Origin of the sequence: Terriglobus roseus DSM 18391, assembly GCF_000265425.1 — a bacterium.
GTDB lineage: Bacteria > Acidobacteriota > Terriglobia > Terriglobales > Acidobacteriaceae > Terriglobus > Terriglobus roseus.
The window spans coordinates 711,318-731,307 of sequence record NC_018014.1 but is presented as its reverse complement, the minus strand read 5'-3'; the positions used below and the strand labels follow the sequence as shown (position 1 = coordinate 731,307).

14 protein-coding genes are annotated in these 19,990 nt (G+C 62.1%); 4 read left to right on the top strand and 10 right to left on the bottom strand.

Going from position 1 to position 19,990, the window contains the following annotated elements; all coding sequences use genetic code 11:
- Positions 1–49: 49 nt before the first annotated feature.
- Positions 50–1,579 carry a UbiA family prenyltransferase gene (locus TERRO_RS03195; protein WP_014784562.1) on the bottom strand — a complete coding sequence of 510 codons (1,530 nt, stop codon included), beginning with the start codon at positions 1,577–1,579 and terminating at the stop codon, positions 50–52.
- Positions 1,580–1,807: 228 nt separating this feature from the next.
- Here TERRO_RS03195 and TERRO_RS23565 point away from each other — a divergent pair, with 228 nt between their 5' ends.
- From TERRO_RS23565 to TERRO_RS03180, 3 genes are all read left to right on the top strand, one after another.
- Positions 1,808–3,589 carry an efflux RND transporter periplasmic adaptor subunit gene (locus TERRO_RS23565; RefSeq protein WP_014784561.1) on the top strand — a complete coding sequence of 594 codons (1,782 nt, stop codon included), beginning with the start codon at positions 1,808–1,810 and terminating at the stop codon, positions 3,587–3,589.
- 331 nt (positions 3,590–3,920) lie between these two features.
- A complete protein-coding gene (locus TERRO_RS03185) occupies positions 3,921–7,085 on the top strand; it encodes a multidrug efflux RND transporter permease subunit (RefSeq protein ID WP_014784560.1) in 3,165 nt (1,054 codons plus the stop codon).
- A 36-nt stretch (positions 7,086–7,121) separates the two neighbouring features.
- A complete protein-coding gene (locus tag TERRO_RS03180) occupies positions 7,122–10,706 on the top strand; it encodes an efflux RND transporter permease subunit (RefSeq protein ID WP_014784559.1) in 3,585 nt (1,194 codons plus the stop codon).
- Between the two features lie 135 nt (positions 10,707–10,841).
- On the opposite strand, the gene TERRO_RS03175 is transcribed toward TERRO_RS03180, so the two are convergent.
- The 4 genes from TERRO_RS03175 to TERRO_RS21785 form a co-directional block, all read right to left on the bottom strand.
- Positions 10,842–11,621, bottom strand: coding sequence for an ABC transporter permease (locus tag TERRO_RS03175; protein WP_014784558.1), 780 nt, complete (start codon positions 11,619–11,621; stop codon positions 10,842–10,844).
- Complete coding sequence (locus TERRO_RS03170; RefSeq protein WP_014784557.1) at positions 11,618–12,544, bottom strand: ABC transporter ATP-binding protein; 927 nt, start codon at positions 12,542–12,544, stop codon at positions 11,618–11,620. Before TERRO_RS03170 ends, TERRO_RS03175 begins: the two co-directional genes overlap by 4 nt.
- 146 nt (positions 12,545–12,690) lie before the next feature.
- On the bottom strand, positions 12,691–13,923 hold the full coding sequence (locus tag TERRO_RS03165; RefSeq protein WP_014784556.1) for a threonine ammonia-lyase: 1,233 nt from the start codon (positions 13,921–13,923) through the stop codon (positions 12,691–12,693).
- 16 nt (positions 13,924–13,939) lie between these two features.
- Complete coding sequence (locus TERRO_RS21785) at positions 13,940–14,437, bottom strand: MarR family winged helix-turn-helix transcriptional regulator (protein ID WP_014784555.1); 498 nt, start codon at positions 14,435–14,437, stop codon at positions 13,940–13,942.
- Positions 14,438–14,476: 39 nt separating this feature from the next.
- Here TERRO_RS21785 and TERRO_RS03155 point away from each other — a divergent pair, with 39 nt between their 5' ends.
- The gene (locus TERRO_RS03155) at positions 14,477–16,060 is read left to right on the top strand and encodes a DHA2 family efflux MFS transporter permease subunit (protein ID WP_014784554.1); all 1,584 of its coding nucleotides are present in this window, start codon (positions 14,477–14,479) and stop codon (positions 16,058–16,060) included.
- A 134-nt stretch (positions 16,061–16,194) separates the two neighbouring features.
- On the opposite strand, the gene TERRO_RS03150 is transcribed toward TERRO_RS03155, so the two are convergent.
- From TERRO_RS03150 to trpA, 5 genes are all read right to left on the bottom strand, one after another.
- Entirely contained in the window at positions 16,195–17,046 is an 852-nt protein-coding gene (locus TERRO_RS03150) for a prephenate dehydrogenase (RefSeq protein ID WP_014784553.1), read from the bottom strand.
- Complete coding sequence (locus TERRO_RS03145; protein ID WP_041592912.1) at positions 17,047–17,733, bottom strand: dienelactone hydrolase family protein; 687 nt, start codon at positions 17,731–17,733, stop codon at positions 17,047–17,049.
- An 89-nt stretch (positions 17,734–17,822) separates the two neighbouring features.
- Positions 17,823–18,842, bottom strand: coding sequence for a 3-deoxy-7-phosphoheptulonate synthase (gene aroF / locus TERRO_RS03140; protein ID WP_014784551.1), 1,020 nt, complete (start codon positions 18,840–18,842; stop codon positions 17,823–17,825).
- Positions 18,843–18,908: 66 nt separating this feature from the next.
- Positions 18,909–19,169 (bottom strand): chorismate mutase, encoded by a 261-nt coding sequence (pheA, locus tag TERRO_RS03135; RefSeq protein ID WP_014784550.1) that lies wholly within the window; start codon positions 19,167–19,169, stop codon positions 18,909–18,911.
- 55 nt (positions 19,170–19,224) lie between these two features.
- The gene (gene trpA, locus TERRO_RS03130; RefSeq protein WP_014784549.1) at positions 19,225–19,989 is read right to left on the bottom strand and encodes a tryptophan synthase subunit alpha; all 765 of its coding nucleotides are present in this window, start codon (positions 19,987–19,989) and stop codon (positions 19,225–19,227) included.
- Position 19,990: the final 1 nt, after the last annotated feature.

The window sequence follows — 19,990 nt, the reverse complement described above, 5'->3', positions numbered from 1 at the left end:
TGAATCAGGGTGATTGCGCGTTCTTTCAGAATAAATGACAGCTGCCTGCCTACAGCGACACCCAGACAATCACGGCAGAGATCGCGCCAAGCAGCCAGCTCGTCTTGTCCGTAATGGCGTAGACGACGGGGTCTTCGTGCAACTCGCCACGACTGGCCAGCAGCCACACACGGCTGATCCACAGAATCAGCACCGGCATCAGTAGCCACAGTCGGCCCATGTGGTGGTAGAGGTGTGCTGCCGTGAGGTTGGAGATGTACATGGACAGAACGACCACCGCAGCAAAGGCACTGCTGGTTCCAAAGGAACGGAGCTGCTCTAGGTCGGACGTTTTGTAACCGCGGCCTGAGGCTTTGTCGCGATTGTTCGCGATCATCAACTCCAGTTCGCTGAAGCGTTTGACGAAGGCCAGCGAAAGGAAAAAGAAGATGGAAAACGCGGCCAGCCATTCCGACATGGGTACACCGGTGGCGCTGGCGCCCGCCAGCAGGCGAACCGTATACAGACCACTGAGCACGATCACATCGATCAACATCATGCGCTTCAGAGCGAACGAGTACGACAGCGTCGTGATGGTGTAAATGCCCAACCATGCCACAAAAGCGCCAGGTCCCCGCATCATGCTGTGGTGTGCGGCGGCGCCCGGGAAGGACCGGTAGACAAGCGGCATTAGCAACGCAAAAGCAAGAGAGATCGCGAAGAAGCCGCCAATAATGCCGACGCCTGCAAACGGGGAGAGGTCTCCGGAAGCAAATGGCCGCAGGCGCTTCCGTGGGTGGCGACGGTCCGCCTCAATGTCCAGCAGGTCGTTGATGATGTACGTCGCGCTGGCGCAGAACGAGATGGAAAGGAAGGCCAGCGTCGAGCAAAGAATACTGCGCGCTGAAAGATCGTGCGCCAGAATGGCCGGCAGGAACACCAGGATGTTCTTCGCCCACTGGTGCAGACGAATCGCTTTTAGGAAGACCTTCAGCGCCGGCCGGCGATCGGTGAATTCGCGATGCAACAACGTCTTATCGCGGCGCAGGGCCCGGCGCAGCGAACCATGCGGATTGGCCGCCATGGGCTGCACACTGGCCTGCAGCAACGTGCGGTCCGGCATGGCGTTCCCAATATAGGTAAAGCCTTCCGGAAACTGCTGCTGAAAGGCGGCGAGTTTATTCGCACCGGCCAGGTTCAGCGTGCCATCCGAGGCAAGAACGCCGGTGAACAGATCGCCGAAGTGAGCTGCGACCTGGTCCGCAAAGCCCTTATCCGCAGCGGTGGCCAGGTAGATGCGGCGGCCGCGCGCATGCTGCTCCCAAAGGAAGTCGACCAGAGGGCGGTTATAGGGCAGATGCTCCACATCAATGTGAACGCGCCCGGTGATCTCGCGCTTGAAGCTCGCCTTGCCCTTGCTGACCCACTGCGGCCAATACAACGGTGATGCTGGCTGCTGGCGGGCCAGCAGCAAAATGGCATCGACCAGTGTGTCGCTCTTGACGAGTGTGCCATCCAGGTCAACACATAGTGGTACATCGCCGGTTCCGTCGGCAACCGCCGACAGCATTCCTGCCGCAGAGGTTCGGTAATCGTCCATGCTCAGCGGTGTCCTTTGGAAGCTCGGGCCTTGAATCGGCCAGCCTCATTATAGGTGGGCGAGTGCTCGAGAGCTCCTATTGCTACGTTACGAAATAGCTCGAAACCATTGGCGGAGGTTCCCCGTCATTCCTATAGTCTATGGAGTGCCCGGCCAATCCTTTGTCCGGCGTCGCCAAACGAACAATTAATACATAAGAAACAAAGTCAGGACGGTCCGCCGCAGATCATGTTGCCACTTTCAAGCGAGCACTCTGCCACTTCCTCGCCCGAGCACCCGGCCCTGCCGGAGCACGCCTCGCCCTCGTCGACGGGTCTCCCCAACGACGCATCGCAACATCCGGAAGCCCCCCGCAAGAGTTCCTGGCTTCGTATTGTGGTCCTGATCCTGATTGTTGGCGCCATCGGCGGCTTCATTGCCTACCGCCTGATGCATAAGCCTGCAACGGCTGCCGGAGGCCCTGGCGGTCCCGGCGGTGGACGCCGCGGCGGTGCAGGACAGATCGTCCCGGTCTCGTTCGATGTGGCAACGATGAAGACCATCCCCATCCAGTTGACCGCACTGGGAACGGTGACCGCCTACAACACGGTGACACTGAAGAGCCGCGTGGACGGTCAGATCACGCGCGTCAACTTCACGGAAGGTCAACGTGTAAAGCAGGGCCAGTTGTTGATCGAGATCGATCCGCGTCCCTACCAGGCCACACTGTCGGTCGCACAGGGCAATCTGGTGCGTGACCAGGCGAACGCCGCACTGGCGCAGGCGCAGGCACAGCGTTATCAGCAGCTCTACGCCGCCGGCGTTGTCAGCAAGGAATCCACGCAGACGCAGGAGAGCACCGCCGGACAGGCAGTGGGTACACTCGCTGCCGATCGCGCCGCGATCCAGCAGGCACAGGTCAACGTCAACTACACGCGCATCACCTCGCCCATCAACGGCGTTGTCGGTCTGCGTCAGGTCGACGTGGGCAACATCGTCTCAGCTGCCGGATCGACTGGCCTGGTCGTCATCACGCAGCTGCAGCCCATCGCCGTGATCTTCACGCTGCCGGAAGACCAGATCCCTGCGGTCTTTCAGCACATGCGTGGCGGCCACAAATTGATGGCCGAGGCGTGGGACCGCTCGAATAGCACCAAGCTTGCAACCGGCTCGCTGCTGACGATCGACAACCAGATCGACACGACCACCGGCACGGCGAAGTTGAAGGCAGTCTTCGATAACGCCGACAGCGCACTGTTTCCCAACCAGTTCGTAAATATCCACCTGATCCTTGAGAACAGGCCCAACTCGCTGGTGATTCCGGCAGCGGCTGTGCAGTCCGGCAACGGAGGCAGCTTCGTCTACGTCATCGATCGCAGCCAGCCCCAGACGGGCGGCGGCGCAACGGCAGGCGCAGGCGGACGCCCTGCAGGCGGTGGCCAGAGTGCAGCGGGCGGCGCTCCTGCCGGTGGTTCGGGCAGCAGCGGCAACACCGGTGCCGAATCATCCGGCGGCGGCCCAGTTGGCGGCGGTCCCGGTGGCGGCGCATCGAGCGCTGCAGGCGGACGCCGTAGCGGCGGCGCAGCAGGCAGCGGACCGCAGACGAACTACCCGGTGCGTGTTGCGCAGGTGGTCGTCGACAGTTCGCAGGGTACAGACGTCATCATTAAGAGCGGCCTGAAGGCAGGCGATCAGGTGGTTACGGACGGTACTGAGAAGCTGCAGGCCGGCTCGCGTGTGGTGCCCCATCCTTCTACGGAACTGGCGGCAGCGCGTGGCTCACGCGGACAAGCGGCCGCAGGCGGTTCGCCGGATGCAGGCGCAGATGCCTTCTCCAACGGCCGCGCCTCTGACCGTGACCCCGGAACACCCGGTGGACCACGGCATCGCGCCAACGGTACTGCCCCCACAGACAGCACTGGCCTGACCACAAGTCACGGCCCCAACGACAACCGCAGTGAACGTGGTTCAGCGTCTGCGGGAAGCGGCGAACAGCGTCGCCGCCCCGCGGGTGCGCCGCCCACACAGTAAACGAACTGCCGGAGGTGAACGACGCACCTCCGGCAACTTTCTTTTCCAGGCATGCCGCAAATCCGGACGATCTGGCTCCCCAGGAGCGAGATGGTCCAAAGCGAAGCCTGAGTCACTTATAAGGCGAACCTGCGATGGAACGGCCCCGGCCTGGTGCCGACGGCCGGAAAACTGAAGTTTCGGGACGCCGTTGCGGCGCTTCCCAAGCCGACATGCCAGCAGTACCTGACCTGCCGGCCGAACCGATTCGCAGACTAGCCACTGCATCCGAGCAGAACCTTCTTCGGATGCACAGCCGGTCCGCCTTACCCTCTCTCCGGAGTCTCCGCGTATGAGCCCGTCCCGGCCATTTATCCTCCGTCCGGTCGCCACTGCCCTGCTGATGATCGCCATCCTGCTGGCTGGCGGCGTCGCCTACACGCAGCTGCCGGTTTCAGCGCTGCCGCAGGTCGACTACCCCACCATCCAGGTACAGACGTACTACCCGGGCGCCTCGCCGGCCGTAATGACCTCGGCCGTGACCGGATCGCTGGAGCGCCAGTTCGGCCAGATCCCCGGCCTGACCCAGATGACCTCCGTCTCCTCCGGCGGCGGATCCATCATCACGCTGCAGTTCAATCTGAACGAGTCCATCGACGTTGCGCAGCAGGACGTGCAGGCCGCCATCAACGCCGCACAGGCCCTGCTGCCCAAGGATCTGCCGAATCCTCCCATCTATAACAAGGTGAACCCGGCCGACTCGCCGATCCTGACGCTGGCGCTGACCTCGGACACGCTGCCGCTCACCAAGGTCGAAGATCTCGCAGACACCATCCTGGCGAACAAGATTTCACAGCTCTCCGGCGTCGGCCTCGTGTCGATCGCCGGCGGCCAGAAGCCAGGCGTCCGTATCCAGGCCAACCCAACCGCCCTTGCCGGCTATGGTCTGTCTCTGGAAGACCTGCGTACCGTCCTGGCTGCAGCCAACGTCGATCAGGCTAAGGGCAGCCTCAATGGGCCGAAGCAGTCCTTCACCGTCGGCGCAAATGACCAGCTACTTTCAGCCGCCGACTACAACAGCGTGATCGTCGCTTATCGCAACGGCTCGCCTGTTCGCATGAGCGACGTTGCCACCGCCGTCGATGGTGCAGAGAACAGCTTCCAGGCAGCATGGATGGGCCGTCGTGACGAGAACGGCGAGACCTACACCAAGCCCGCCGTCATCATCAACGTGCAGCGCCAGCCCGGCGCCAACATCATCGGCGTCGTCGACCGCATTGAAGCGTTGCTGCCCAAGCTGCAGGCGACTCTGCCCGCATCCGTCAAGCTGGAGACGCTCACCGACCGTACCGGCACCATCCGCGCCAGCGTCTCGGACGTTCAGTTTGAATTGATGCTGACGATCGCCCTTGTCATCGGTGTCATCTTCCTCTTCCTGCGCTCCTGGCGCGCAACCATCATCCCTGCGGTCGCTGTGCCGTTGTCCATCGTGGGCACATTCGGCGTGATGTACATGCTGGGCTACTCGCTGGATAACCTCTCGCTGATGGCACTCACCATCTCCACCGGCTTCGTCGTCGACGATGCCATCGTGATGGTCGAAAACATCGACCGCTACCTCGAGGAGGGTCACTCACCACTGGAAGCAGCGCTGATGGGCTCCGAACAGATCGGCTTCACCATCGTGTCGTTGACGGTGTCGCTGATCGCCGTACTCATCCCGCTGCTCTTCATGGGCGATATCGTCGGCCGCCTCTTCCGTGAGTTTGCTGTAACGCTCTCGGTCACCATTCTCGTCTCCGCAGTCGTCTCGCTGACGCTGACGCCCATGATGGCGGCAAAGCTGCTGAAGCACACGCCGGAGAGCCAGAAGGGCAAGTTCTACAAGGTCACCGAGGGCTACTTCAACTGGGTCATCGACCGTTACGCCACCGGCGTACGCTGGGTACTGCGTCACCAGACACTGACGCTGCTCGTCACCGTCGCCACCTTCGCGCTGACGCTCATCATGTACATGGTGGTGCCGAAGGGCTTCTTCCCCGTGCAGGACACGGGCGTGATCCTCGCCATCACGGACGCCGCGCAGGACATCAGCTTCGCCTCCATGAGCCAGCGTCAGCAGGCCCTGGCCCACGCCATGCTGCAGGATCCGGACGTCGAATCGCTCTCGTCCTTCATCGGTATCGACGCGACCAACAACACGCTGAACTCCGGCCGCATCCAGATCAACCTGAAAGATCGCGAAGACCGTAAGTCCAGTGCCGTCGAGATCATCCGTCGCCTTCAGCCGCAGCTCGACAAGATCGACGGCATCAAGGCCTACATGCAGCCGCTGCAGGACCTGACCGTCGAGAACCGCGTCGCACGTACGCAGTACCAATACGCCGTGGAAGATGCCAACAGCCAGGAACTCGTCGAGTGGTCGGACCGGATCCTGAAGAAGTTCCAGACGCTGCCCGCCTTGACCGACATTGCGACGGACCAGACGACGCAGGGCCTGGAAGCACAACTCGTCATCGACCGCGACACTGCATCGCGCCTTGGCATTACGCCGCAGAACATCGACGACACGCTGGATGACGCCTTCGCGCAGCGCCAGGTGTCCACCATGTTCACGCAGCAGAACCAGTACCACGTGATCCTCGAGGTCGCGCCGAAGTGGCAGAAGAACGTCTCGGCGCTGAACGACATCTACGTCAAAAGCTCCACGGGCACGCAGGTGCCGCTCTCCGCCTTCACGCACCTGGTTCAGATGCCGGCGACGCTGGCCATCTCGCATGAAGGCCAATTCCCTGCGGTGAACCTGTCGTTCAACCTGGCGCCGGGCTACAGCATCGGCGACGCAGTCGACCAGGTCCGCAAGGCTGAGAAAGAGCTGGATATGCCGCTCTCAGTCAACGCGAACTTCCAGGGCACGGCCGCATCGTTCGAAGCCTCACTCGCGAACGAGCCCATCCTGATTCTCGCCGCGCTGGTCACCGTGTACATCGTGCTGGGCGTCCTGTACGAGAGCTACATCCACCCCATCACGATTCTCTCCACCCTGCCATCCGCCGGTGTGGGCGCCATCCTCGCCCTGCAGGTGACCGGAACCAATCTCTCGGTCATCGCGCTCATAGGAATCATCCTGCTGATCGGCATCGTGAAGAAGAACGCCATCATGATGATCGACTTTGCGCTGGAGGCCGAGCGAGAGCACGGCAAAACTCCGGAAGAGTCCATCTACCAGGCCTGCCTGCTCCGCTTTCGTCCCATCATGATGACGACCATGGCGGCACTGCTGGGTGGCGTACCGCTGGCCTTCGGCTCCGGCACCGGCAGCGAACTCCGCCGCCCGCTCGGCATCACCATCATCGGCGGCCTGATCGTTTCGCAGGTACTCACTCTGTTCACAACGCCGGTCGTCTACCTCTTCTTCGACCGCATCGGCCGCAAGTACTTCGGCACCGCAAAGTCTGACGCCGAGATGCAGAAGCACCTGCACGAAGCGGAACCGCAGTATGCGCACGGCGACTAAACGCAGATACGTCCAACACCTTCAGACGAGATCCCGATGAATACAGCACCTGAACCCGGCGACAAGGACCCTACGGAACGCGCGCACAGCGGCGACGCCGCCAAGCTGCATGGCTCCGCCATCCGCGGCGGCGACGAGACCCCGACCGATCGCGCGTCCGCCCACGACGAACACCGCAACGCGGAGCCAGCAGAGGCCGAACACGAGCCCGAGGGCGGCACCGTCAACGGCCTGCACTTCTCCGCGCCGTTCATCCGGCGGCCCATCGCCACCTTCCTTCTCTCGTTCGCCATCCTTCTTGCCGGCGCCGTCGCGTACAAGCTGCTGCCCGTCGCTTCGCTGCCCAACGTCGAGTTCCCCGTCATCTCCGTCGGCGCAAGTCTGCCCGGCGGCGACCCCGAAACGATGGCCTCCTCCGTGGCCACGCCGCTGGAGCGCCAATTCTCCCGTATCGCCGGCGTGAACCAGATGACGTCCACGTCATCCCAGGGTTCCGCGAACATCAATCTTCAGTTCGATCTGAACCGCGACATCAACGGCGCAGCCCGCGATGTGCAGGCCGCCATTAGCGCAGCCCGCGCCCAGCTGCCGGCCAACTTGCCGATGAATCCGACCTACCGCAAGATCAATCCGTCGGAAGCTCCGGTCCTCATCCTCTCGCTCAGCAGCAAGACGCTCACCGTACCGCAGCTCTACGACGCCTCGGATTCCATCCTGGCGCAGAAACTCGCAGCCGTTCCCGGCGTCGGCCAAACCTTCACCGCCGGCTCCTCCAAGCCGGGCGTCCGCCTTGAGGTCAACCCGAATCAGCTCACGGCAAACGGCCTATCCCTCACGCAGTTCGCCGCTGCCGTCCAGACCATCAACGTCAATCAGCCCAAGGGGTACCTCAACGGCGATAAGCAGCGCATCGCTATCTCCACAACGGATCAGCTCTTCGGCGCCGACGCCTACCGTCCGCTCGTCATCGCCACCAGCCGCGGCGCCGTCAGCAACGCACAGGCCAACAACGGCCTAGCCTCCAGTGTCGCCAGCGCACTCCCCGCCGCAGGTTCGGCGAACAGCACCGCCACCGTCGGCGGCGCAGTCAGCGCCCAGGTCTCCACACAGCGCTCCAACATACCGCAGCTCACGACAAAGCAGCTGAATAACACCGCAGGCTACACCTCTGCCGCGGTCAGCAACTACAAAGTCAATACCGCCACCACGAGCGCTAATGCTCCCGGCATCGTGCGCATCGGCGACGTCGCCGAAGTCATCGACGCAACTGAAAACACCTACAACTACGGCACGACGAACGGCGTACCCTCGGTCCTCGTCATCGTCTTCAAGTCGCCCGGCGCCAACGTCATCGAGACGGTAGACTCCGTCCTGAAGCAGCTGCCGACCCTGCAGGCCGCACTACCGGCCGCCATCCATCTCGAGGTAGCGCTAGACCGTACGCAGACCATCCGCGCATCCGTAGAAGACATCACGCGCACCATGATCATCACCATCGTGCTGGTCATCCTGGTCGTCTTCCTCTTCCTGCGCGAGGTCCGCTCCACGCTGATCCCGTCGGTCTCCGTGCCGCTGTCGATCATGGGCACCTTCGGCATGATGTACCTGCTGGGCTACACACTCGACAACCTCTCGCTGATGGCGCTCACCATCTCCACAGGATTCGTCGTGGATGACGCCATCGTCGTCATCGAGAACATCTCCCGGCATCTGGAAGAAGGCAAGGAACCCTACGAAGCGGCCATGATCGGCTCTGCCGAAATCGGCTTCACCGTCATGAGCATGTCCATCTCGCTCATCGCCGTCTTCATCCCGATCCTGCTCATGGGCGGCATCGTCGGCCGCCTCTTCCGCGAGTTTGCCGTTACCCTCTCGGTCGCCATCCTGGTCTCGCTGGTCGTCTCCCTCACCACGACGCCCATGCTCTCCGCCAAGTTCCTGCAGGCGCACAGCACGCAGAAGCACGGCAAGCTGTACCTGTGGAGCGAGCGCTTCTTCGACTGGATGGTCGACGAGTACGATCGCGGTCTTCGCTGGGTTCTGCGTCACCAGTGGCCAGTGCTGCTCATCTGGCTCATCACCTTCGCCCTGAATATCTGGCTCTTCATCCTGGTACCCAAGGGCTTCTTCCCGCTGCAGGACACGGGCCGTATGGGCGGCAGCATCCAGGGTCAGCAGGATGTCTCCTTTGAAGTGATGAAGCAGAAGGTCATCGACTCTGCGGCCGTCGTTAAGAGCGATCCCGACATCCAGAACGTCATGGCATCCGTCGGCGGCGGCGGCCCTGGCGGCGGTGCATCTAACCGCGGCCAGATGTTCGTCTCGCTGAAGGCGCTCAACGAGCGAAAGGACCACGCGACCGTCGATGACATCATCAACCGCCTTCGTCCAAAACTCTCCCGAACACCGGGCCTGCAGACCTTCCTCGTCTCACAGCAGGAACTGAACATCGGCGGACGGCAGTCAGCAACGCAATACCAGTACACGCTCACCGCCGACTCTGTAACGGATCTCAATAAGTGGGCTCCGCAGATGATGGCCGCCATGCAGAAGATCCCGGAATTGCGCGACGTCAACACCGATCAGCAAAGCAACGGCCTGGAGGCAAAGCTCGTCATCGACCGCGACACGGCCTACCGCCTCGGCGTGACCGCCCTCAACGTCGACCAGACACTCTCCGCCGCCTTCGGCCAGCGACAGGTATCCACCACCTACAAGACCCTGAACCAGTACCACGTGGTCATGGAAGTCGCACCGCAATGGCAAAGGACACCGGAAGCGCTGCGCGACATCTACGTCAAAACGGCGAGCGGCACCCAGGTTCCCCTCTCCGCCATCACCCACTTCGAGATGCAGCGCATCCCGCTGCAGGTGAACCATCAGGGCCTGTCACCCGCGGCAACCCTGTCGTTCAACCTGGCCCCGGGCGTCTCCCTGTCGCAGGCCACTGAGATCATCAACAACACGCGGAACGCCATCGGCATGCCGGCCAGCATCACCGGCGGCTTCCAGGGTTCGGCCGCGGCCTTCCAGGATTCGCTCTCGTCGGAACCCATCCTCGTGTTGCTCGCGCTCACCGCCGTCTACATCGTGCTGGGCGTCCTGTATGAGAGCTTCATCCATCCGCTCACCATCCTGTCGACCCTGCCCTCCGCGGGCGTTGGCGCGGTGCTCGCACTCCTCCTGACTGGCACCGACATGTCCGTCATCGCCATGATCGGGATCGTGCTGCTCATCGGCATCGTGAAGAAGAACGCCATCATGATGATCGACTTCGCCATCGTCGCCGAACGGCAGCACGGCAAGAGCCCGGAAGAAGCCATCTACGAGGCCTGCCTGCTGCGCTTCCGTCCCATCATGATGACCACCATGGCCGCCATGCTCGGCGGCGTGCCGCTCGCCTTCGGCACCGGTTCCGGCAGCGAGTTGCGTCGGCCCCTGGGCATCACCATCATCGGTGGCCTCATCGTCTCGCAGTGCCTCACACTCTTCACCACGCCGGTCATCTACCTCTACTTCGATCGCTGGCGCGCACGTGTCGAGCGCTGGAGCGCCCGCTTCTCCAAGAAGAAGACCGAAGACCACGGCCATCTGCAACCCTCTCCCGCAACCGGGGATTGATCAAGGGCCAGCAAGCACAAAGGGGATGCGCGATCAGCGCATCCCCTTTGTGCTTGCTGCTCCACCCTATACGGATAACGGCCGACTGCTCTGACGCAGTCCACGCCGAAGGCGTCGAGCACAGTACGAAGCACCTTAGGCCTTCTGCGCACTCCGCCGGAAGAGCACACCCGCCAGCACCAGGCACACAGCCGAAAAGCATGCGAGCCACGCCACGTGCCCCGCAACGGACCAGCTCATGGGATATCCGATGTCGTGAATGGCAAGCTGTCCCAGATGCCACGTCGGCCAGATCGGCGCAATGCTCTGGATCCAGTGCGGCAGCCCCTTCAGCGGAAACCACAGGCCGCTCAGGAACGACATGGGCAGGTAGATCAGGTTGACGAAGCCGATGCCCGCGTTGGGCGGCACCACCTGTGCGAGCAGGATCCCAAGCGACGCAAACGGGAAGACGCCCAGGATAACGGTCATCAGCAGCTTCGCAAGCTGCTCGGCGGTGAAATGCACATGGCCCATGGTGGTGCCGAAGAACAGCAGGACGCCGAAGATGATCACACCAAACGCAATGGCGGTCATCAGCTTCGACAGCAGGTAAGCCGCGGGCGGCATGGGACTCGCCTGCTTCAACTCCAGCCAACCCTGCGCACGCTCATTCGAGATCGTGCTGCACAGACCGAAAAGAGAAGAACCAACAAGTCCGAAGACGGAGTACGTCGCCAGCAGGTAAGCAGCGCGCTCCGCACTTTCCGGCCCACTCCCTGCAGCGACCACACCAAACAGCAGGTAGAAACTGAGCGGAAAACCGATCGTCGAGATGGAGAAGGAACGGGCGCGCAGCAGACGAAGAAACTCATACTTCGTCTCCTTCACGTAGGGCGTCATGGGCGACGAAACAACAACGGCTGCGGTGCTCATACGGTCTCCTTCTTGGTCAGCGCGAGGAAGGCATCCTCAAGCGCGGGGCTGGATACTTCCAGGCTGTGCAGTGAAGGATCAGCCGCCAGCATGCTGCGCAGCACGTCCTCTGCGGCATCGACGGTGATCGTAATGCCCGCACCCGTCGCCTCGACGCTGCGCACGCCTTCCAGCGCCAGCAGAAAGGCATCGGTCAGGCGGGTGACGCACTTGATCTTGCGACCGGTGACGCGGCTCTTGATCTCCGTGGGCGTGCCCTGCGCCACAACTGCTCCCTCCGCGATGACCAGGATCCGGTCTGCCAGCGTGTCAGCCTCTTCCAGGTAGTGCGTCGTCAGCAACACGGTCTTGCCGCGGTCGGCCAGAGAGCGCACCTCCCGCCACAGGTTGTGCCGTGTCTCAATGTCCATGCCCAGCGTCGGCTCGTCGAGAAAGACAAGATCCGGATCACCGCACAGCGCCAGCGCAAACAGCATGCGCTGCTTCTGACCACCGCTCAGGTCCTTGAACTGCCGCTTCTCAATGCCGTCCAGCCCCGCCGCCGCGACGATCTGCGCGGTGGGCAGCGGATGCGGGTAGTAGCTGCGAAAGAGGTCGAGATATTCGCCGACGGCAAGCGTCTCCGGCACGCGGGCCACCTGCAGCATGGCGCCAATACGCTGCCGGACCGTGCGCTCCGTCGGGCTCTGACCGAAGACGGACACGCTGCCTTCACTCGGCTTCAGCAGGCCCAGCAGCAGCTTCACGGCCGTCGTCTTGCCGGCGCCATTGGGCCCCAGTAGTGCGACCACTTCGCCCGGGTGCAGGGTCAGCGAAAGATTGCGCAACGCGGTGTGACTGCCATAACGATGCGTCACGTTTTCGAGAGCCGCGGCACTGGCTGCCGCGGCTTTGCTTGGATTGGGAAGGACCGTGGTGCTCATCGTGCGTCACCTCTTGGTGCGGGGGCCGCCTGCAGTTGACGTCACTGCAGCGCTCGGACTCCCGCTCACAAGATCAAGCTTGCTCTTCCAGCAACCTTTGCAACACTGTTCCTCGTCACGCCTGTCGTATGACGTTTGTCACCCGGTCAGATCACGCGGCTGTGACGATACCCGTTCTCCGTCAGCGCCATCAGCAACTCGTCCACCTGGTCGCGGCCACGTGTCTCCATGGTGATGTCGATCGTCGTATCGCCCAGGTTCACACCGTAATAGGCGCGGTTGTAGAGCGTATCCACAATGTTGACGCCATGCTTCGCAATGATCCCGGTCAGGTCCTGCAGGGCACCCGCGCGATCCAGCAGGTGGATGCGCAGCCGGATCAGACGTCCGTCCTGCACAAGGCCTCGCTCGATGATGCGCGAAAGCAGCGTCACGTCGATGTTTCCGCCGCACACCAGTACCGCCGTGCGCGCGCCCTGCAATGAAGTACGCTTCTGCAACAATGCTGCCAGCGCCGCCGCGCCAGCTCCCTCTGCCAGCGTCTTCTCACGTTCCAGCAGCACCAGGATGGCCGCTGCAATCTCGTCTTCGTCGACCGTAACAATCTCGTCGACATACTTCTGTACCAGCGGCAGCGTCTTGTCGCCGCAGCGACGCACAGCAATACCATCACCGATGGTGGTTGCCGCGTCGATCGTCACCGGATGTCCCGCCGCCATCGCCGCCTGCATGCTGGGTAGCCGCGACGTCTGCACCCCAATGACGCGCACATCGGGCTTCAACGACTTCACCGCGCAAGCGATCCCGCCGATCAAACCACCGCCGCCAATGGGCACGATCACGGCCTCAAGGCCGTCAACCTGCTCCAGCATCTCCAGGCCGATAGTGCCCTGCCCAGCGATCACATCCGCATCGTCGAAGGGGTGGATGAAGGTCGATCCATCGATGTCGCAGCGGCGACGCGCCTCGGCATACGCTGCGTCGTAGTTCGCGCCGTGCAGGATCACCTCCGCACCGAAGCGGCGCGTGGCATTCACCTTCACCATGGGCGTCGGCTCCGGCATCACGATCGTCGACCGAATACCGTGACGGGTCGCGTGGTAAGCCACACCCTGCGCATGGTTGCCGGCACTGGCCGCAATCACGCCGCGCGCCCTCTGCTCCTCGCTGAGCAACAGAATCCGGTTGAGCGCTCCACGTTCCTTGAACGCGCCGGTCATCTGCAGGTTTTCCAGCTTCAGATGGACCTGCTGGCCCGTCAGTTCGCTCAACGTGCGTGAGTGGGCGCACGGCGTCAGGTACACCGAGCCGCGCACGCGCTCACGCGCGGCCTGGACGTCGGCAAGTGTGATGGCTAAAGCTGTCTCTGTTGCAGGCATGGTTATGCCCTCTAGACTAAGCTGTTTTGCGTTTGGATGCGCTCTTCCCGTGCAGCGCGTCCAACCGCGGCTGTAGACGATCCACCGCCGCGCCCAGCAGTTCATTCAACGTGCGCAGCTCAGAAAGCTTCGCGCCGTCCCACGTCTGGCGCGCAATCTCCGACCACAACTCCATGCCGCGCTCGTACACCTTGCGTCCCTTTGCCGTCAGCGAAGCAGTCAGAACCCGGCGGTTGGTGGGCGAAGGCGAACGCGTGATCCAGCCCTCACGTTCCGCCCGAGTGACCACAGCCTGCATGCTCTGCGGTGTGATGTAACAGGTGCGTGCAAGATCAGCCGCTGAGGTCTCCGGCTGCTCCTGTAGTGCGTTCAACATTCGGAGCTGCGCCAGGGTCAGACCCTCGCTCTCAATGGCTGCTTCCAGCAACGAACGATACCCCGTCACCAGGCGCTTCATAGAGACAGAGATCTCCTTCGCCTCCGCCTCCCGAATCTCCTGTTTCGATTTCTGCATCGTTATCAGCCTGCTGATACTCTATATCAGCATCCTGACATGTCAGAAATCGCACACCAAATCGAGTGGAAGCCGAAGCACAATCAGTGGCTGATTGCGCTTACGGTAACGATCGCAACGTTCATGGAAGTGCTCGACACCTCCATCGCAAACGTCGCGTTGCCGCACATCGCCGGCTCCATGGGCGCATCGCAGGAAGAAGCGACCTGGGTGCTCACCAGCTACCTTGTCGCCTCGGCCGTCATCCTGCCCATCTCCGGCTGGCTCTCCAATCGCTTCGGTCGCAAACGCTTCTACATGACCTGCGTCGTCATGTTCACGCTGTCGTCGCTCCTCTGCGGACTCGCGCCCACACTACCCTTCCTGATCATTGCGCGCATCCTGCAGGGCCTGGGCGGTGGAGGTTTGGCGCCAAGTGAACAGGCCATTCTCGCCGACACCTTCTCCGTGGAAGATCGAGGCAAAGCCTTCGCGCTCTACGGAGCTGCCGTCGTCGTCGCGCCCGCCATCGGCCCCACGCTCGGCGGCTGGATCACCGACAACTACAACTGGCACTGGATCTTCTTCATCAACCTGCCCATCGGCATCATCTCGCTCTACCTGTCGAACCGCATGGTGGAAGATTCGCCTGAGATCATCGCCCGCACCAAACGCCGCGACCCCGTCGACTTCATCGGCCTGCTCTCCGTTGCCTTCGGCGTCGCCATGCTCGAATTCACACTCGACAAGGGCCAGGAAAAAGACTGGTTCGGCTCCGGCGAAATCCAGCTCACCGCCCTGCTCGCCGCCGTCACACTCATCTTCTTCGTCTACTGGGAGTGGCAGCACGTCGATCCCATCGTGGATCTGAAGCTCCTCAAGAACCGAAACTTCGGCACCGCCGTCTTCCTGCAACTCGTGCTCGGCATGGTGCTCTTCGGCTCGACTGTGCTCATCCCACAGTTCCTGCAGGGCCTGCTCGGCTACACCGCAGAGCGCGCCGGCATGGTCCTCTCACCCGCGGGCATCGCCATGATGTTCGGCATGGTCATCGCCGGCCGAACCCTCGGCAAAGGCGATCCCCGCATGACCGTCATGCTCGGCTACATCGCGACCGCCGCAGGCCTCTACAACCTCACGCGCCTCGACCTTGGCTCCGCCTTCGGCACCATCACCTGGTGGCGCATCCTCCAGGTGCTCGGCCTGCCCTTCATCTTTATCCCCATCAGCACGCTCAACTACGTCGGCGTACCGCGCGAAAAGAGCAACCAGATCTCGTCGCTCTCAAACTTCGCACGCAACATCGGCGGCTCCGCCGGCACTGCGCTGCTGACCACCTTCCTCGCCCGCTCCGCGCAGGTCCACCAGATGCAGCTCGCCTCAAACATCTCGCAGGGCGGCTACGCCATCTCCCAGTACACCAGCCGCTTCGCCGCAGCCACCGGCACCACCTACGCCGCCGCACAAAGCTCCGCCGTAGCCTCGGCCTACCAGCAAATGCTGCGCCAGGCCAACATGCTCGCCTATAAGAACGCCTTCGCGCTACTGGCTGCGACCATCTTCTGCCTGGCACCCTTGGTCTGGATCATGCGGCTGCCGCCCAAGAACGTAAAGATCGATCCGGAACTCACCGCTGGTCACTAACTTGCGTCAACCTGACCGTTCAGATGGCAAAGCGGCTTCAGCCACCGAGATAGACCCGAACGCAAAGCAAAAAGCGGCTTTAGCCGCCGAGATGCGAATCTCGCCGGTTGCAACCGATCTCAACCGGTCACTAACTACCGCAGCGGATCGATGCGCCTGCGAAACTCGTTCGCACGCGCAAACTCCTCACGCAGCTCCGCCGTCTTCAGGTTCTCGCGCATATGTTGCAGGCGCTGCTCCAACGTGTGTAGCGTCTCCGCAAGGGGCGCCTCGTTCGTATGGGCGATATCCCGCCACATGCTGTAAGGACTGGCCCCCAGCCGAGTCATCTCACGCAGCGCCCGGCCACCAATGGCACGCAACTCCGGCGAGTCGCCAAACTCATCCTCAAGCATCGCCGACATCGCCGTCGACACCATCTGCGGCATATGACTGACCCACGCGCAGATGCGGTCATGCCGCTCCGGCGGCAGGTCAAGAATGTGTGCACCGAAGCGCTCCACCCATCCCCGCCAGGACATTTCGATCTCCGTGGAAGCGTGCAACGGTGTAAAGATCCACGTCGCTCCGCGAAACAGCTTCGCCTCCGCCAGCGCCGCGCCGCCACTCTCCTTGCCCGCCATGGGATGACCCGGCAGGCAGCGGCCCGGCATCAACTCCTGTGCCAGTTCAGCGATGCGTGTCTTCGTCGAACCAACGTCGGTCACTAACTGGTGTGCACCCATGTGCGGTGCCATCTGCCGCATCCAGTTCAGGATGCCAAGCACCGGCACCGCCAGCACGATCACATCCGCCGCCTCAAGCGCAGCACGATGCTCGTCGGGCGAACGAGCCGCCGTATCGATGGCGCTCATCATCAGCGCAGCCTTCAACTCATCGCCGCTGGCGTCAATACCCGTGATCCCGCCAGCAAAACCGGCCTCGCGCAGTGCGAGGCCGATGGATGCGCCGATAAGACCTGTACCGACAATGGTGACGTTCTTCATCTAGAAAACGAGGTGCTGCTCAAAAAAGAGCACCGAACGCTTGGTCGCGAGCGCAGCAGCATCCGCGACATAGGCCTTGGGATCCACTGAACGCGCAAACGCATGCCCTGCATTCTCATACACAAAGATAGGAATCTCCGGATGCGCCGACTGGATCTTCCCAATCGCCTCTGCGGGAATATGTTCGTCCTGCCCACCAAAGTGCAGCATCACCGGAGCCTGCGGCTTCTCCTGCGCGAAGTTGACGATGCTGCCGCCGTAGAATCCGACGGCCGCCTCGATCTTCAAACGACATGCCGACAGCCAGGCCATGGTTCCGCCGAAGCAGTAGCCCACCACGCCCACATTCGCTTCCGTCTCGTTGCGCAGCCAGTCGATGGCGGCATCAACATCCACGGTCTGCGGCTGCATATCCGGTGCGAACTGACCAGCCAGGCGCATCGCCTCGGCCCAGCCGGCCTTGTCATAGCCCAGGTCGACACTCTTTTCAAAGCGGTCAAACATCTGCGGTGCAATGACCAGGAAGCCATGGCTAGCCCACTCATCCGCAGCCAACTGGATGTTCTTGTTGACCCCGAAGATCTCCTGCACAACCACCAGCGCAGCCTTCGGTTCACCCTTGGGACGCACGACGTACGCGTCCATCTCGTTGCCATCACTCGCCGTAAGCTTGACCCACTCTGACATTGCCATCCCCTTGCACTTCGTGCCGTTCTCGCACGCGTCTGTTCCTGCGTTTGAGAACTTGGATGCACGCAGAGCGGACATCCGAAACGTTAAGCGACGGTGCGACCAACCACCGGCGCAAGCTGGCGAAGCTGCTCGATCAACTTGGTCAACTGATCCGGGAAGAGCGACTGAGCACCATCGCTCATGGCCTTGTCCGGATTCGGGTGCATCTCCATCAACAGCCCATCTGCGCCTGCAGCAACGGAGGCAAGCGCCATCGCCGGAACAAACTCGCGAATGCCAACACCATGCGACGGATCGCCAAACACCGGCAGATGCGTCAGCTTCTTCAGCACTGGGATCGCTGAGATATCCATCGTGTTGCGCGTAGCCGTCTCGTAGGTGCGGATACCACGCTCACACAACATCAGGTCATAGTTGCCGCCGCTCAGAATGTACTCGGCAGACAGCAGAACCTCTTCAATCGTTGCAGAGATACCGCGCTTCATCAGCACCGGCTTACGCACATGGCCCAGCTCACGCAGCAGGTTGAAGTTCTGCATGTTGCGCGCGCCAACCTGGAAGCAGTCGATGTACGGCAGCATCGGCTCAATCTGCGAAATCTCCATCACCTCAGTGATGACGAGCAGGCCGGTGATGTCGCCGACCTCGCGCAGCAGCTTGAGGCCTTCAACGCCCATGCCCTGGAAGCTATAAGGCGACGAGCGCGGCTTGTACGCGCCGCCACGCAGAAACTGTGCGCCGGCAGCCTTCACCTGCTGGGCCGAGAGCAGGATCTGCTCACGCGACTCCACCGAGCAAGGACCCGCCATGATCGTCACTTCCTTGCCGCCAACCTTCACGCCATTGGGGAAGGTGATGACCGTGCCTTCCGGACGGAAACCACGGCCCGCAAGCTTGTACGGCGACGAGATGCGATAGGCCGTCTGCACGCCTGGCAGCACGCTGAACTCCGCCACTTCAAAGGCGCCGGGCGTGCCAACGCCGGCAAGAATCATCTGACCTTCGCCGCTGGTGCGGTGTACGTTGAAGCCGAGCTCCACCATCTGCTCGATCACCGCCTGAATATTCGCCGGCGTGGCGTTGCCCTGCATGACCACAATCATCGCTACTTGCCCTTCACTTCCCTATAAATGTCGGGGCGCTCTGCGCCTCGAGAAATCCTTTGCTGCCTAAGCCCTGCGCTGCAGTCCGCGCATCACGTCCATAATCCGCTCATAGATCACGGTCAACTGTGCCGGTGGCAGCTCGCCCGTATTGCACGACTGCACATGGGCCAGCACATTCTGTTCCCGATCCGGCTCATAGATGTTCCCGCCGGTCTTGGCCTTCAGCTCGCCGATGGCTGCAGCTGCAGCCGCCCGTTCACACAGCAGCTTGACGATCTGTTCGTCCAGCCCATCGATCTTTGCCCGCCAGTCTGCAATCTCCATCGTTACCTACCCTCTGCGTGTTCGTTGGTGTCTCTTCATTCTAAGTTGCAGCCGGTCAGACGGCGCGCAGATCGCGCACAAACTGGCCCACATTCTTCGCCTCTTCACCCGGCTTTGACGTCTCGATCAGTGCCACAATCGCCGACCCGACGATCGCCGCATCCGCAAAGCGGCTCACGCCCTGCACATGCTCCGCCTTTGAGATACCAAAGCCCACCGCCACCGGCAGCGACGTGTACTGCTTGATCTTCGCGACAAGTGACTCCGCATCCGAAGCGATCTGGTCCTGCGCGCCCGTGATGCCGACGCGAGAGATAGCGTAGACAAACCCCTGGCTATGCTCCGCGATCGCCTTCAGACGCTCCTCGGGCGACGTCGGCGCAGCAAGGAACACCGGCGCCAGGCCATGCTTCTTCATCTCGGCCAGGTACTCCCCGGCCTCCTCGACGATCATGTCCGTCAACAGAACACCATCGGCGCCGTTGACCTTCGCAGCCTCGCAGAATGCAGGCAAACCCATACGAACCACAGGGTTCAGATAGCTGAACAGGATGATGCCCGCTTCAGGCCTCGCCTCACGAATCTGCTTCGAGACCTTCAACACATCGTCCAGCCGCGTGCCGCGCGCAACGGCACGTTCGCTGGCCCGCTGGATCACAGGACCGTCCGCCAGCGGATCGCTGAACGGCACGCCCAGCTCGATGACCTGCGCACCATTGTCGATCGCGGCAAGCGCAATCTCATACGTCGCATCGAGCGAAGGATCGCCTGCCGTCAGGTACACCACCAGGCCCGGCTTGTTGCTGAAATCAATGGGCATC